The sequence below is a fragment of the Marinobacter sp. genome, from assembly GCF_048269445.1.
In the GTDB taxonomy this organism is placed as follows: domain Bacteria; phylum Pseudomonadota; class Gammaproteobacteria; order Pseudomonadales; family Oleiphilaceae; genus Marinobacter.
This window is the reverse complement of the sequence record NZ_JBLXIQ010000008.1, coordinates 196808-211093: the sequence shown is the minus strand read 5'-3', so window position 1 is coordinate 211093 and position 14286 is coordinate 196808. Positions and strand designations below refer to the sequence as shown.

Genomic DNA, 14286 nt, shown 5'->3' with positions numbered 1-14286 from the left:
GACGCTTGGGAGCCCTTTATGACGTTAAACCTCAATCAACCAGAATTGTTTCGGGATCGTGCCTTTATTGATGGGCAGTGGGTCCAGGACGCCAAAGCCAGAACATTTCCGGTCTTCAATCCCAGCAACGGCCTTACCCTGGCCTCTGTTCCCGATCTGGGAGCAGACGAAACCCATGCCGCCATCGACGCTGCCGAAAAAGCATTGAAACCCTGGCAAGCCCTGACCGCAAAGGAGCGTGCGGCTCTCCTGCGCAACTGGTTCAACCTTCTCCTTGCGAACCAGGATGACCTGGCCACCATCATGACCAACGAACAGGGCAAACCCTTTGCAGAGGCCAAGGGCGAAGTCGCCTACGGGGCATCCTTTGTTGAGTGGTTTGCGGAAGAAGCCAAACGCATTTATGGCGACGTTATTCCCGCCCACGGCCCCGATAAGCGTCTTGTGACCATCAAGCAGCCAATTGGTGTAGTTGCGGCGATCACACCCTGGAACTTCCCTATTGCAATGATCACCCGAAAAGTTGCCCCTGCGCTGGCGGCGGGATGCACGGTTGTGATCAAGCCGGGTGAAGATACCCCACTGTGTGCGCTGGCGCTGGCGGAACTGAGCCGGCAGGCCGGTATTCCCGCAGGCGTTGTCAATGTGGTTACGACGCTGCAGGCACCGGAGGTTGGCCTTACGCTATGCGAGGACTCTCGGGTGCGCAAGCTGTCTTTCACAGGCTCAACGCCGGTGGGCAAGTTACTGATGCGTCAGTGCGCCGATACCGTGAAGAAGGTCTCCTTGGAACTGGGGGGCAATGCGCCGTTTATTGTTTTTGACGACGCTGACGTAGACGCAGCCATCTCCGGATTGATGGCTTCCAAGTTCCGCAATGCGGGCCAGACCTGCGTGTGCACCAACCGCATTCTTGTTCAGGATGGCGTTCACGACCTGTTCGTTGAAAAGCTGAATGTGGCCGTCCGGGATCTGAAAGTCGGCGATGGTTTCGACGAGGCCGTGACCATTGGCCCTCTGATTAACGATAAGGCAGTCAACAAAGTACGCGGGCTTGTTGAAGACGCGCTGGCCAATGGCGCCCTGATCACTCAGCAAAACCCCGGGACTCCGGAGAATCCGAACTTTTATCCGCCCACCGTATTGACCGGCGTAACCGCAAGTATGCGCATTGCACAGGAGGAGATTTTCGGCCCTGTCGCAACGGTTTTCCGCTTTACCGAGGAATCGGAGGCTGTGGAGCTGGCGAATGATACGCCGTTTGGCCTTGCCGCGTATTTCTACAGCCGGGACATCGGCCGGGTATGGCGTGTGGCTGAGGCTCTTGAGTACGGCATGGTCGGAATTAATGAAGGGCTGATTTCTACGGAAGTTGCGCCCTTTGGCGGTATCAAGGAGTCGGGCATCGGGCGCGAAGGCTCCCGCTATGGCATCGATGACTTTGTCGAAATCAAATATCTGTGTATGGGCGGCCTTTGAGCGCTGCTACTGTCTGATAAGGAGAGAGTTGATGAATAACGCGCAATTGAATGAATTGAAAAAGAAGTATGTTGCCAACGGCGCTGCCAGCCCCGCCACGCAGTTTGCGGATCGTGCGGAGAATGCCTTGATCTGGGATGCGGATGGCAACCGTATTATCGATTTTGCCGGCGGGATTGGGGTGCTAAACATTGGTCATTGCCACCCAAAAGTCGTGGAGGCCGTAAAAGCGCAGCTAGAGCGTGTGATGCACACCTGCCAGACCGTGATGCCCTATGAAGGGTACGTCAAAGTCGCTGAGAAGCTAAGCCAACTCACCCCGGTGAGAGGACACGGTAAGGTCATGTTAGTGAACTCCGGCGCTGAAGCCTTAGAGAATGCGGTCAAGATTGCGCGGGCGGCGACGGGTAAAAACAACGTCATCTGTTTTGACGGCGGCTACCACGGCCGCACCTTTATGACCATGGCGATGAACGGCAAAGTCGCTCCGTATGCAGCCGACTTTGGCACAATGCCGGGTAACGTCTTCCGTGCGCCGTATCCAGTGCCTTTTCATGGTGTCAGTGAAGAAGACGCCATTCGTGGATTGAAAATGACGCTCAAGACCGATGCCAACCCACGTGACACGGCAGCCATTGTGATCGAACCGGTTCTCGGCGAGGGCGGTTTCTATCCTGCACCAGCAAGCTTCCTCAAAGCGGTGCGCGACATCTGCGATGAACACGGCATGTTGATGATTGTTGATGAAGTTCAGTCCGGTTTTGGCCGCACGGGCAAAATGTTTGCCATAGAACACAGCGGTGTTGAGCCCGACCTGATGACCATGGCCAAAAGCATGGCAGCTGGCATGCCGATCTCCGCCATTGTGGGTACGGATGTTCATATGGATGCATCCGGCCCGAACTCACTTGGCGGCACCTATTCTGGCAGCCCGGTATCGTGTGCAGCGGTATTGGCGGTGCTTGAGGTGTTTGAAGAGGAAGACATCCTCACGAGGAGCCAGTCCCTGGGGGAGACTCTGGGCCAGCGCTTTTCAAAGTGGCAGGAGCGTTTCGCTTGCGTGGAGAATGTTCGTCATCTGGGCGCCATGGCAGCCATGGATATTGTCTCAGCTGACAAAGAGCCCGATGCGGAGCTCACGGCTGCGCTTTGCAAGCGCGCGCGTGAGAAAGGGCTGATCCTGCTTTCTTGCGGCCTTTACGGCAACACGCTTCGCTTTCTCATGCCGGTCACAATTGAAGATGAGGTGCTCGAAGAGGGGCTCGCAATCCTTGAGAGGTGTCTCGCGGAACTTGCGGATTAAGCATTCATCTACACGATCCGCCCAAGCGGTAACCGTCCAGCTATCACACCGCGCAGTGATAGCTGGTTTCAAAAAGGCACTTCTGAAACCCGACCTGTATATTATTATAGAGTAGATATTTGTAGATCTTTTTGGAGACGGCTGAAGCCATCCACAGAGTAATGTTCCGGGTTAGTTGACCGCCGGTCTTGCGCCCGATAAGTATCGGCTGGAAGTGAGAAAACACACCCTAATATGGCAAAACCCGACGTTACGTTTCATCTCCGAAGCTATAGTGATGAGGGAAAGCAACACTCCCATAGGTACCACCAGTTGGTGCTGCCTCTCTTGGGTAAACTTTCTCTGTCCATAGACCAAATCGAGGGTTACGTTGAACAGAAACGTGCCGCGGTTATTCCATCCGGAAGCACCCACGGATACTTCGCGTCCGACGACAATCGATTTCTGGTGGCCGATGTGCCAGAGGCCCTCGCACCTGCGCTGGAGCGGCTCCCTTTCTTTGTTGAGCTGGACTTGGCATTGCTCCACTACGTCCAGTTTTTGCACTCCCAGCTGGTAAATGGAGCAGGGTCATCTCATACACAGCATCAGATGTTGTTGTGATTGATTCAGCTTTTGCAGGAACGCCACGGCGACAGACTGAATCTGGATCGGAGGGTGTCTGCAGCGAAGCAGTTCATTGATGAAAATTTTCATAAGAAAATTATCACCAATGAACTCGCCACCGTTGCCCATTTGAGCATTCGGCAGCTAAACGAGCTGTTTCGTAGTCAGATCGGTATGACGCCTCACCATTACCTGACTGAGCTACGCATGCAGGCGTCCTGGAGGTTACTGGAGCAGTCCGATCTCAGTATCCAGCGGATTGCAGACTCTGTGGGGTACAGCTCGCTGTCGCACTTCAGTGATCGCTTCTCCCGCCACTTCGGGAAGTCACCAAGTCAGTTCCGCCGAAAATCGAAATAATGCTTCCGTAATCTGAAAGCTCCCCTTCTCTACCTGCCATAAACTCCCTGCTTATTCGCAATGAACCGACTGCGAGTACTGGTTTCTCACTTTTGACCAACGAGTCCTTGCGAAAACAACACATCGTCGGTGCCTTGCTAGCCGAACAGGCATGCGGGCGCCTCTGGTACCTGTGTTTAGGTCGTACTATGCTTTCAATTTGGAACAATAACCAGGCTGGGACAAACAAATGAACAAGGCACTCATTTTAATTGATATACAAAACGATTACTTTCCAGGTGGCGCAATGGAATTGGTAAATATGGAAGATGCCGCCAAAAATAGTCAGCGGCTGCTTTCCTATTTCCGTGAAAAACAGATGCCCATTTTTCATATTCAGCACATTTCTACTCGTAAAGGTGCAACCTTTTTTTTGCCAGAAACTCATGGATGTAAGATCAACGAATCTGTTGAGCCAAAGGACAATGAGCCGGTGGTAGTCAAACATTACCCAAGTTCATTCAGAGAAACAGAGTTAGAGGATCTACTTAAATCTCAAGGTATAGGTGAATTGATTATTTGTGGTGCAATGACACACATGTGTATTGATACCACAACCAGGGCAGCATTTGACTTAGGTTTTAAATGTCTCGTCGTTTCAGATGCTTGCGCAACGAAGGATTTAGAATTCAACAATCGAAGAGTTTCGGCCTCAGATGTAAATACGGCTTTTATGGCCGCACTAAGTGTCCCTTTCGCGCAAGTTATGCCAGCAGATAGTTTTTTCGAGCAATAGGAATACACATATGACAATCAGTTTTTCTTAAGTTGTGTAAATGCGTTGTCACCCTCTTAATCGGAGGGCTAGCTCGGTAACGACTAACGAAATCAGCGACTGTATGTCGCTGATTTCGTCGCAAACCGCCAAGCTATTCCAGGACGTGTTCCTGTCATCCTTAGCTCAATACTTCGCGAATCTCATCCATAATTGCCGCCTGCTCCTTGCGCGCGGCAAGGGCAGTCTCCATATCCACTTTCACGAACCGTACTGACATATTCGGCTGTAACTGGCCAATCAGGTCCATGTCAGCCGAAATAACAGTACCTAACATGAAATACCCCCCACCCGACACTGCATCACGGTGCAGCACGATCGGCTCGGACCCGCTGGGTACCTGTATTGAGCCGTATGGATAACAGGCGTCGGTAATGTTGGATGGGTCGGCCCCGGCACTGAACGGCTGTTCGCGTTCCACAAACTCAAGTTTGCGTCCGCCCTGAAAGCGATAACCCATGCGGTCGGCTTCGTTAGCGACTTTCCAGGTATCCTCAAAAAAATTGCTCTGGGCCTGTTCAGTGAGTCGGTGCCAGTAAAGCCCGGGCAGCACACGTATCTCGGCCGGGTTGGACGGGCCTCGGCGTAGCGCCTTGGGTACCGATAATCCGTCTTTGACCATTTTGCTGCTTTTGCCGAGCGGCAGCGAATCGCCGGGTTGGACAGGGCGGCCGTTAACGCCACCGAGCGCCCCGATCGCATAGGTCGAGCGGCTACCAAGGTACATGGGGGTGGTGATACCGCCGGAAATCGCAATGTAGATGCGCGCGCCGGATTTCAAGAAATCGAAGGACAACACCTGGCCGGCTTTCACGGTGAAGGCGGTCCAGGTATCACGCGGCTCACCATCCACTTTCGGTGGCAGTTCCGCGCCGCAGACGGCGACGGTCGCATCCTGGGTGAATTCAAGTTCCGGCCCTACAAATACGGATTCGAGCCCGGCCGCTCCCTCATCATTACCAACAAGCAGATTGGCGGTTTTCAGCGCCAGACGGTCCATGGCCCCACCCATGGGAATACCAAGATGATAATAGCCCGGCCGTCCCAGGTCCTGGATCGTGGTGGCAATACCGGCTGAGATAACATTAACGGTCATAAAGGGCCTCCATCAGCTTGGCGTTGGTACCATCCATATCGGCATTGAATTCGCTTAGCGAAAAACGAACGTTTTTGGTGCGGGGCATGAACTCACCCGCCTGCACCTGTGCAATCGCCGCGTCATACTCTTCCCGGTTGATTGGCTTAAACTTGACGATGTCCCCCGGCTTGAAGAAGACCATGAAATCCTTCAGATAGGGAACACTCTGCTCAGGGTCATAGATCGGCATCGGGGTAATGCCGAACATCTGGTAGCCGCCGGCGCCACGAACGGAATAGATGCAGGAGAAACTGCCCCCATAGCCAACCGTCTGCCGTGGTGTGTCGGTGCGCGGGCTAAGGTATTTTGGTACCTGGATCTGACGAGACCGGTCGACCATCTGATAGAGAAACGGCAAACCGGATACAAAGCCGACCATGGAAACGAACCAGGGGGCTCCAGAATGCGCATCAATAAATTTTTCTACACTGTCATAGCCATTTATCGAGGCTGCATATTCGATGTCGGTCGCGCTAGGGTCCTGATGGCGTTCACGGAATCGCATCAGGGTATCGTGCGTCCAGGGATCCTGATAATAGACGGGCACTTCAACAATGCGAGTCTCCAGAACATTGTCGCCCTGCTCCGCCTCGGCTTCCAGTCGCTTCAATTCCTTCATCATGTCGTCGGGGTGAATCACATCCGGATCAAACTTGATCTGGAACGAGGCGTTGGCCGGGCAGATTTCGGTGACGCCCTTGATGTTGGCATTGCGCACAGCGTTGGTCATGGACAGCGAGACAAAGAATGCCTCAAGCGACATTTCTTCGTCGACTTCTACGAAAATGTGCTCATCGCCGCCAAATGTGTATCGACTACTCATGAGTTTGAGCCCCTTTTTGTTTGATGAGATCAAGATTGTTTTCCAGCCACGGCTCCAACCATCGGGTATGGACTGCACCTTGCTGCAGCTCTTCACTCTCGAGCAAAGCCTGGAACAGCGGTGCGGTGGTCGGCAGTCCCTCGACATGAAGCTCGCCCAGGGCGCGTTTTAGGCGCAACAGTGCATGGTCGCGGTCTTCGGCCCAGACAATCAGTTTGCCGAGCAGCGAATCGTAAAAAGGCGGAACGGCATAGCCCGGATAGAGCATGTGATCGAAACGCACACCCGGCCCATCTGGAGTGATCAAGTTGCCGACGGTGCCTGGAAACGGCATGAAATTGTTGGCCGGATCCTCCGCGTTTAACCGCACTTCAATGGCGTGCCCGGTTCTGTGTATCGTGTCTTGTGTAACTCGCATCTTTGTGCCGCCAGCAATCAAGATCATCTCAGCGACCAGGTCGAAACCGCAGATCATTTCTGTCACAGGATGTTCGACCTGAATGCGGGTATTCATCTCAATAAAATAGAAGTTTCCTGTCTCGTCATCGTAGAGATACTCGATGGTGCCGGCGCCTTTATAGTGGACAGCCTTTGCCAACGCTACGGCCGAGCGGTGCAGTTCGTCGCGAGCCCGATCATCCAAAGCGACCGACGGAGCTTCTTCCCAAACCTTCTGGCGGCGGCGCTGCAAAGAGCACTCACGCTCAAAGAAATGTACGACATTTTCGCCATCACCTAATACCTGGACCTCAATGTGCCGGGCGCGCTCAATAACTTTCTCTATATAGACGCCTCCATCACCAAATGTTGCCGCCGCCTCCGAGGAGGCCTGGGGAGCAAGCTTCCGGAATTCATCGGCGTCGTGGGCAACACGGATGCCGCGACCACCTCCTCCGGCGGCTGCCTTGATCATGACTGGGAAGCCAATTTTCTCTGCCATTTTCGCCGCGGCGTCCATGTCCTCTATGACGCCGTCACTGCCTGGCACCGTTGGTACATTCGCTTTTTTCGCCTCGCTCCGCGCAGCCGCCTTATCGCCCATCAGGCGGATGGTATCGCCATCCGGTCCTACGAAAAGGAGGCCTGCGGCGGCTACGGCGTCTGCAAAGTCTGCATTTTCGGCGAGAAAGCCATAACCCGGATGGATAGCGTCGGCACCGGTTTCCTTCGCCGCGCTCAGGATCGCATCGATAGAAAGATAGGATTTTGCCGCTTGCGGTGGCCCGATGTTCACCGTTTCATCTGCCATCTGCACGGCTCGACTTTCGGTGTCAGCGTCGCTGTGGACGACCACGGTGGCTATGCCGAGATCGCGCGCAGCGCGGATGATTCGAATTGCTATTTCACCGCGGTTGGCAATCAGCAATTTTTGAATGCCTTTGTTTTTCATGATCACCTCAGCTCAGTTCGGCAATAGTCTGCCCCGCCATGACGGGTTCACCATCACCGACCGGAAAGTCGCCAATCGTTCCGTCGGCATCCGCTTTCACTTCATGGAAGGTTTTCATAACCTCGACAAGACCAATGGTGTCACCTTTGGTGACCGTATCACCGACTTGGAAGTAGGCCGGCTGGTCCGGCGACGGTTTACGGTAAAAAGTTCCTGGAATTGGTGATTTCACTTCATGCATAGCCATCGGTAATAACTCCTGATTGTTGTTGTTCTGCGCTTTCTCAAGCCGTTTAAAGCTGATTGATTGCTTCGCTGACCGCCTTGGCGATGTCAACGGCATTGGGTGTATCTGAGTGAACACAGACGGTTTCAGCGCGCACGGGCAGTGACTTTCCGTTGACGCTGTTCACGCGGCCATTTCGCACAGCCTCGAGAACTCGCGATGCCGCGTAACCTGGTTCAACCTCGCCATGCGTCCGGGTGATGATCAGACTTCCGTTATCATCGTATTCCAGGTCGGCAAAGAACTCCGCCATAAAGGGGATACCACGTTCCTTGTAAACCATCTCCTGCTGGGTGCCAGCCAGGCCAAGCACGGGTACACCATAGACTTCGGCGGCATCGGCAACTGCATGGGCGATGTGCTCCATGCGCGCTGCCATTCCATAGAGTGCGCCATGCGGTTTGAGGTGAGACAGCGCGACACCACTGGCGTCAAGGAAGCCCTTTAGCGCACCGATCTGATAGAGGATGATATTGGCCATTTCCTCACGGTCAATCTTCATTTCGCGCCGGCCGAAGCCGGCCAGATCGGGAAGCGAAAAATGTGCGCCAATTTTGACGTTATTCTTGCGCGCCAGTTCTACAGTGCTACGCATGTGGTTCGGGTCGGAGCCATGGAAACCACAGGCTATATTGGCCTGGGTGATATGCGGCATCATGCCTTCGTCGTCACCCATCTTGTAAAGGCCGAAGCTTTCGCCCATGTCACAATTCACATCTACATGCATTGTTTTTTCTCCTTAATTCTTGAGAGAGGCAACGTAGCGAAGCCTGATCTGGTCTGCGATGACCGCAAGTATCAGCAGAACGCCAAGCACTACGGTTTGTAAGTAGGATTCGATTTGCGCCAGGTTCATGCCGTTCTGAATCAGACCGATGAAAAGTGCACCGAGTACGACGCTCTCAAGGCGCCCCACACCACCTCTCAGACTTACCCCGGCGATGACGCAGGCGGCAATTGATTCCAATGGCATCGAAGCGCCAATGTTGGCCTCCCCGGTATCAATTCGTGCCGTCAAAAGCATACCGGCGACAGCGGCGAAAAAGGCGCTCAGCACATAGGTGAAAAACAGCGTGGCTTTGGTGTTAATGCCGGACAGTGATGCTGCCTTAAGATTACCGCCGACCGCATAGAAATACCGGCCCTGGGGCGTACGGTAGAGGAACACATAGAGTGCAATCGCCAGCAATACAGCGACAAAGACTGGCGCGGGTATACCGAGCAGGGAACCATAGCCAAAGGTGTCACTGAAGGCCCGAGGCATCCCGTAAACAGGCACGCCACCGGTCAGGTATAGCGCGACACCGAAACCGACCGATGCCATGCCTAGCGACACCATGAAAGGCGACACGTTGAAGAAGGCCACGCCCGCACCGTTGACGACACCAATCATGACGCCTGCCAGAATGCCGGCCAAACAGCCAACGGCGACGGCCAACCAGACCATGTCGGGAGCCATCGAGAAGATGGTGGCCATCACCAACGCCCCGACCACTGAGCTCAGTGCCAGGGCCGTGCCAACCGACAGGTCAAAGCCCCCGGTGAGCAGGGCCATCATCTGGCCAAGTGCAACAATCATGAGGTAGACCGATTGGCGAAGCACGTTCATCAGGTTTTGTAGCGTGAGAAAATTCTCCGACAACAGCGTGAACACAACCATGGCGATAAACAGGAGAAACGGCAGAATGCCAAGCTTGACGAACAGACGCTTGGTTAAGTTCCCAAGGCCGCCGATAGCTGGCGCGTTCGTCGGAGTAACAGATTGCTCAGCCATTAACAGGCCTCCTTTTCGAAGAAATGGGCAAGCACCTTCTCCTCAGTGAGTTGATCGGCCTGTAATTCGGCCTGAGTCCGTCCATGGAAAAAAACATAGGCGCGGGTAGTAAGATGCAGTATTTCTGGCAAATCAGACGAGATAAGGACGATGGCCACGCCGCCGCGAGCGAGCTCAACAATAAACTCATAGATGGAAGCTCGTGTACCAACATCTACGCCGACTGTTGGTTCGTCGAAAACGATCAGGTCATATTTTCGAGTCAGGGCCCGTGCGAGCATCACCTTTTGTTGATTGCCACCAGAAAAATGTTCGACCGTACGTTCAATCTGCGGCGGCGACAGATTGAGCCGCGTGGTGAGGGCTTCGACCGCCTTTTTTTCGCCACTACGATTGATAAAGATACCTTTTGAAAATGGCTCAATATCGAGTGAAGCGAGCGAAACATTCTCGCGCACCGAGCGCGTCATCATCAGGCCCTCATTGTGCCGATCTGCAGGTAAATAGAGGAAACCGTCGCGTATATTGCGTTTTGGTGTATGGCCGGTGATACCTTGGCCATTCAGCATCACAGTCCCGCTAAGGATTGCCAAACCACCAAAACAGGCCTGCATCAGCTCCGATTTGCCCGACCCAACCAGGCCGGCCATCCCAACAATCTCGCCAGCCCGCACAGTCATCGATGCGTCGACCACTGCACCGTCGTTCGTCGTGACATTCCTGGCTTCAAGCACCACATCGCCTGGCGCATTCAGGTTCAGCTCCGGAAAAATGGCGCCGACCACACGACCGGTCATAAGCTGAACCAGATCATCCTCCGTCGCTTCCGCCGCATTGACAGTATCGATGTAGCGGCCGTCGCGAAGAACAGTGATGCGGTCGCCAATGCGGCGAATTTCGGCCATTCGGTGAGTAATGTAGATGACTCCGACCCCACGTTTCTTCAAGCCTGCGATCAATTCGAACAACTGATCAGTCTCGTGCGTGGTGAGTGAGGCCGTAGGTTCATCGAGGATCAAAACCTGGAGTTCGGAGCGAAATGCCTTGGCTATCTCGACCATTTGCTGTTCTGCACGGGTGAGGCGATCGACACGTTGGTCGGGTCTCAGCGCAAAGCCAAGCTCATCAAGCGTCTCTTGTGCCTCACGGCTGATGCGGGCGCGGTCGAGTAGTCCGGCCCGTCTTGGTTCGGCACCAAGAAACAGGTTCTCCTCTACAGTCATTTGAGGGATCAGTGAAAATTCCTGGAAAACTGCAGATATTCCGAGGGAGCGAGCGTCGTGAACCGAGGCCAGTGTTACTGGCTCACCTTTATAAGTGATTTGACCGGTGCTCGGCTGGTTGGCACCAGCCAGAATGGAAATCAGGGTCGACTTTCCCGCTCCATTCTCACCGAACAGCACATGCACTTCGCCGGCAAGCAGTTCGAAGTCGACGTCATCGAGCGCCCGGACACCGGGATAATCCTTGGTAATGGCCTGGGTCTGGAGGAGTGGGAGCGGGGTTGCCCCCACCTCCTCACAGCCCTGCTGTTCATTGATTGAATTCAACATGGCTCATTCTACCGAGAAGACCGGGCGGAAACCGTCTGGTGCCAAGGTCGAAGCCGAGTCAAACTCGTCATAGTTTTCCTGTGTTACCACATAGAGCTTGGGACCGACGTGCTTCAGATAATCCTTGCCTTCCAGTATCCGCACGGCCTGGTCGACAGCGATGCGCCCCTGGATGACGGTGGAATCGGTTGGTGCAGCAAGGATCTGGCCACGTGCGATACCTCGATCAACACCCGGAGCATAATAATAGGAAACTACCTTTACTTTGTCTGTCAGACCGCGTGAGCGCAGGATAGGGATCGCCGCTTCTGCTGTGACCGCAGTGCCGACAATGTAATCAAGATCCGGATAGGTCTGGAGGGTATCCTCGACGAGCCTGGCCTGGGCTTCCTTACCGGTGTCACCGTATTTCGTTTCTATCATCTCAATCGCGGAACCCTCTACCGCACCCAGAAAGCCGGTATTCCCCGCTTCGACCCAGCCGGCACCGGCAGGCCCTGGGAACCAGGCAACTTTCGCGGACTCGCCACCGGCAGGATGCAGATTGGCCAGGAATTCACCGGCCTTGGCACCCATTTCGCCAAAGGAAACCAGCGACTTGGCAGAGAGCTTGTCGGACGACATGCCGTTGATGACGTCGATGACCGGGACACCTTTCTCACTAATCTCAGCGACCACGTTGTTAAGCCCGTCATAGGCGATGGCGCCGATAATAACGGCATCAGCACCTGCTGATACGCAATCCTCGATCTGCGAGATCTGGGTATTCAGGTTGGTGTAGCCACCCGCATCAGTCACAGTGGCTGCCACACCGAGCCGTTTGGCTTCTTCGGTGATGCCGTAGTTGACGCCTAGCCAGTAGGCATCCTTCATATGCGGGAAAGAAACGCAGAGATTCCATTTCTGTGCTGCTGCGTCGAGTGGAACGTAATCCACCTCACTACGTGGGCTCTCCATATTGAACGGCGGGGTCCAGACTTCGACGGGATAGGGGTACCATTCTTCGGCGATTGCGCTGCCAGATACGGCAAATGCCATTACCATGGTCGCAGTCGACGCGCTGAGAATTTTTTTCATTATTGTTTCTCCTGATATGAACGGAGCGGTGCTTCCGCAACGCCAATCCCCTTTGGAAAGGCGATGTAAAAACCTTAGGATGTAACAGGAGATTTGTATAATACGATTTTCAGAGACCCATTATCTTATAAACTGATACAGTGATTACTGCTCTGCCGCAGCTCATGTTGACATGGCAAGGCGGCTCAAATGTGATTGGGCTATTTATCTAAACAGAAGTTGAGGGGAAATTTGGGAAGTGCGGCGACTGCGATGACAGAGGACGTCGTGGCCCCAGTGCAATCCGGCAATATTTTTCACCCAATTTATTAAATAGTTATTATATAAATTATGAATATACCTACGATTCGACAGATTCGTTACTTCATTGCCGTCGCGAATTTGGGTCAGATTTCACGTGCAGCCTTAGAACTTAACGTCTCCCAATCTGCAGTGACGACGGCTGTAAAACAGCTCGAGGAAATTGTTGGAACCCCGCTGCTCGCCAGGCATGCCGGTGGTGTGGCACTGACCTACGAGGGTAATATCTTTCTTGATCACGCCCGGCGAATATTGGCTGCGATGGAAGAAGCAGTCAGGTCCCCGCGCCGCTTGAGGGATGACGTAAAGGGCACTCTTCGTTTGGCAATGACCTACACGGTCGCTGGCTATTATATTCCAACTTATATTGAGCGGTTCCTTCGCGTGTTCCCCGGTGTGGACCTGCAGTTAACCGAATCTTCGCGAGCTGCAATCGAAGACGGGCTTGCTTCAGGGATGTTTGATCTAGCAGTGATGCTAACCTCTAATATCGTCGATCAGGAGGGAATATCCTATGAAACACTGCTGCAATCACGCCGCAGACTGTGGCTGTCGGCGAACCACCCACTTCTTGAATTGCCATCGATCTCCCTGGCCGATGTTGCTGCCCAGCCCTACATCATGCTGACGGTCGACGAAGCCAGTAACACGACGCAGCGCTACTGGAATCGCACGAGCTATCGACCACATACAATTTTCAGAACGAGTTCGGTTGAAGCCGTGCGCTCAATGGTTGCCAGCGGCATGGGGGTCACGATTCTCTCTGACATGGTCTATCGGCCATGGTCACTCGATGGGCGCCGCGTCGAGGTCACCTCACTGGCCGATCGGATACCGACAATGGATGTCGGTCTCGCCTGGGCCACCAATGTCGAGCAAAACACCGCCGTTTCCGCTTTCCGAGAATTTATGCATGTTGGTGAAGAACCTGACGTGCGATGAACCCACCATCGACCCTTTTACATGTTTTCATGCTTTAGAGTGAAACCTGCCGACTGTAACGCACGGACACGTTTGCCTACAGAAACCATCTGCCTTCTATTCATAAATCTGGCCGGCCAATTTAGTACTTTATGTGGGCCGCATTTGAGGTCCTCGCCGATTCCGCATTGGTGAAGGTAAACCAGTTCGCTCTTACTGACAAAACCGTCCCCGCTGCGATCGGCACATTCGAACTGTGCCCGGTGCCAGCAGCCGTACCACTCCTCCCGACTCAATATTTCGGCAATCAGCTTCGGGTCATTAGCGGGAAACGCCGTGCTTGCCATGAACAAGGGGACGCAGCTGGGGAACTTAGCGCAGGACACCGGAGCAGGCGCCAGCAAAAACGTCGAGACCTGGAATGTGTTAGGCTCCGTTCCTGACATGCGAGCTAACAAGCAT

The 14286-nt window shown here is 53.9% G+C and carries 13 protein-coding genes; 5 read left to right on the top strand and 8 right to left on the bottom strand.

The features are described from left to right. Positions 1 to 18: 18 nt before the first annotated feature. The 4 genes from ACN0XM_RS17035 (at position 19) to ACN0XM_RS17020 (ending at position 4523) form a co-directional block, all read left to right on the top strand. On the top strand, positions 19 to 1479 hold the full coding sequence (locus ACN0XM_RS17035; protein WP_417568131.1) for an NAD-dependent succinate-semialdehyde dehydrogenase: 1461 nt from the start codon (positions 19 to 21) through the stop codon (positions 1477 to 1479). Between the two features lie 31 nt (positions 1480 to 1510). After that, entirely contained in the window at positions 1511 to 2782 is a 1272-nt protein-coding gene (gene gabT, locus ACN0XM_RS17030) for a 4-aminobutyrate--2-oxoglutarate transaminase (RefSeq protein WP_417568130.1), read from the top strand. Positions 2783 to 3439: 657 nt separating this feature from the next. Continuing rightward, complete coding sequence (locus tag ACN0XM_RS17025; RefSeq protein ID WP_417568129.1) at positions 3440 to 3748, top strand: helix-turn-helix domain-containing protein; 309 nt, start codon at positions 3440 to 3442, stop codon at positions 3746 to 3748. Positions 3749 to 3977: 229 nt separating this feature from the next. Next, positions 3978 to 4523 carry a cysteine hydrolase family protein gene (locus ACN0XM_RS17020; RefSeq protein ID WP_417568128.1) on the top strand — a complete coding sequence of 182 codons (546 nt, stop codon included), beginning with the start codon at positions 3978 to 3980 and terminating at the stop codon, positions 4521 to 4523. Positions 4524 to 4683: 160 nt separating this feature from the next. Here the strand turns inward: ACN0XM_RS17020 and ACN0XM_RS17015 are convergent, their stop codons facing one another. Genes ACN0XM_RS17015 through torT form a run of 8 tightly spaced genes read right to left on the bottom strand, consistent with a single transcriptional unit; the run spans position 4684 to position 12603 of the window. Next, positions 4684 to 5658, bottom strand: a complete 975-nt coding sequence (locus tag ACN0XM_RS17015; protein WP_417568127.1) for a biotin-dependent carboxyltransferase family protein — start codon at positions 5656 to 5658, stop codon at positions 4684 to 4686. Next, entirely contained in the window at positions 5648 to 6523 is an 876-nt protein-coding gene (locus ACN0XM_RS17010) for a 5-oxoprolinase subunit B family protein (RefSeq protein WP_417568126.1), read from the bottom strand. The genes ACN0XM_RS17015 and ACN0XM_RS17010 overlap by 11 nt, the downstream gene beginning before the upstream one ends. Beyond that, a complete protein-coding gene (locus ACN0XM_RS17005) occupies positions 6516 to 7913 on the bottom strand; it encodes an acetyl-CoA carboxylase biotin carboxylase subunit (protein ID WP_417568125.1) in 1398 nt (465 codons plus the stop codon). Before ACN0XM_RS17005 ends, ACN0XM_RS17010 begins: the two co-directional genes overlap by 8 nt. Positions 7914 to 7920: 7 nt before the next feature. After that, a complete protein-coding gene (locus ACN0XM_RS17000; RefSeq protein ID WP_179959418.1) occupies positions 7921 to 8160 on the bottom strand; it encodes an acetyl-CoA carboxylase in 240 nt (79 codons plus the stop codon). Positions 8161 to 8206: 46 nt separating this feature from the next. Then, positions 8207 to 8926, bottom strand: coding sequence for a LamB/YcsF family protein (locus tag ACN0XM_RS16995; protein WP_417568124.1), 720 nt, complete (start codon positions 8924 to 8926; stop codon positions 8207 to 8209). Between the two features lie 12 nt (positions 8927 to 8938). Further along, entirely contained in the window at positions 8939 to 9973 is a 1035-nt protein-coding gene (locus ACN0XM_RS16990; protein WP_417568123.1) for an ABC transporter permease, read from the bottom strand. Further along, the gene (locus tag ACN0XM_RS16985; RefSeq protein WP_417568122.1) at positions 9973 to 11526 is read right to left on the bottom strand and encodes a sugar ABC transporter ATP-binding protein; all 1554 of its coding nucleotides are present in this window, start codon (positions 11524 to 11526) and stop codon (positions 9973 to 9975) included. Before ACN0XM_RS16985 ends, ACN0XM_RS16990 begins: the two co-directional genes overlap by 1 nt. Positions 11527 to 11529: 3 nt before the next feature. Continuing rightward, complete coding sequence (gene torT / locus ACN0XM_RS16980; protein WP_417568121.1) at positions 11530 to 12603, bottom strand: TMAO reductase system periplasmic protein TorT; 1074 nt, start codon at positions 12601 to 12603, stop codon at positions 11530 to 11532. Between the two features lie 330 nt (positions 12604 to 12933). On the opposite strand from torT, the gene ACN0XM_RS16975 reads away from it, so the two are divergent. After that, complete coding sequence (locus ACN0XM_RS16975) at positions 12934 to 13845, top strand: LysR family transcriptional regulator (protein ID WP_417568120.1); 912 nt, start codon at positions 12934 to 12936, stop codon at positions 13843 to 13845. The last annotated feature ends 441 nt before the right edge of the window (positions 13846 to 14286 follow it).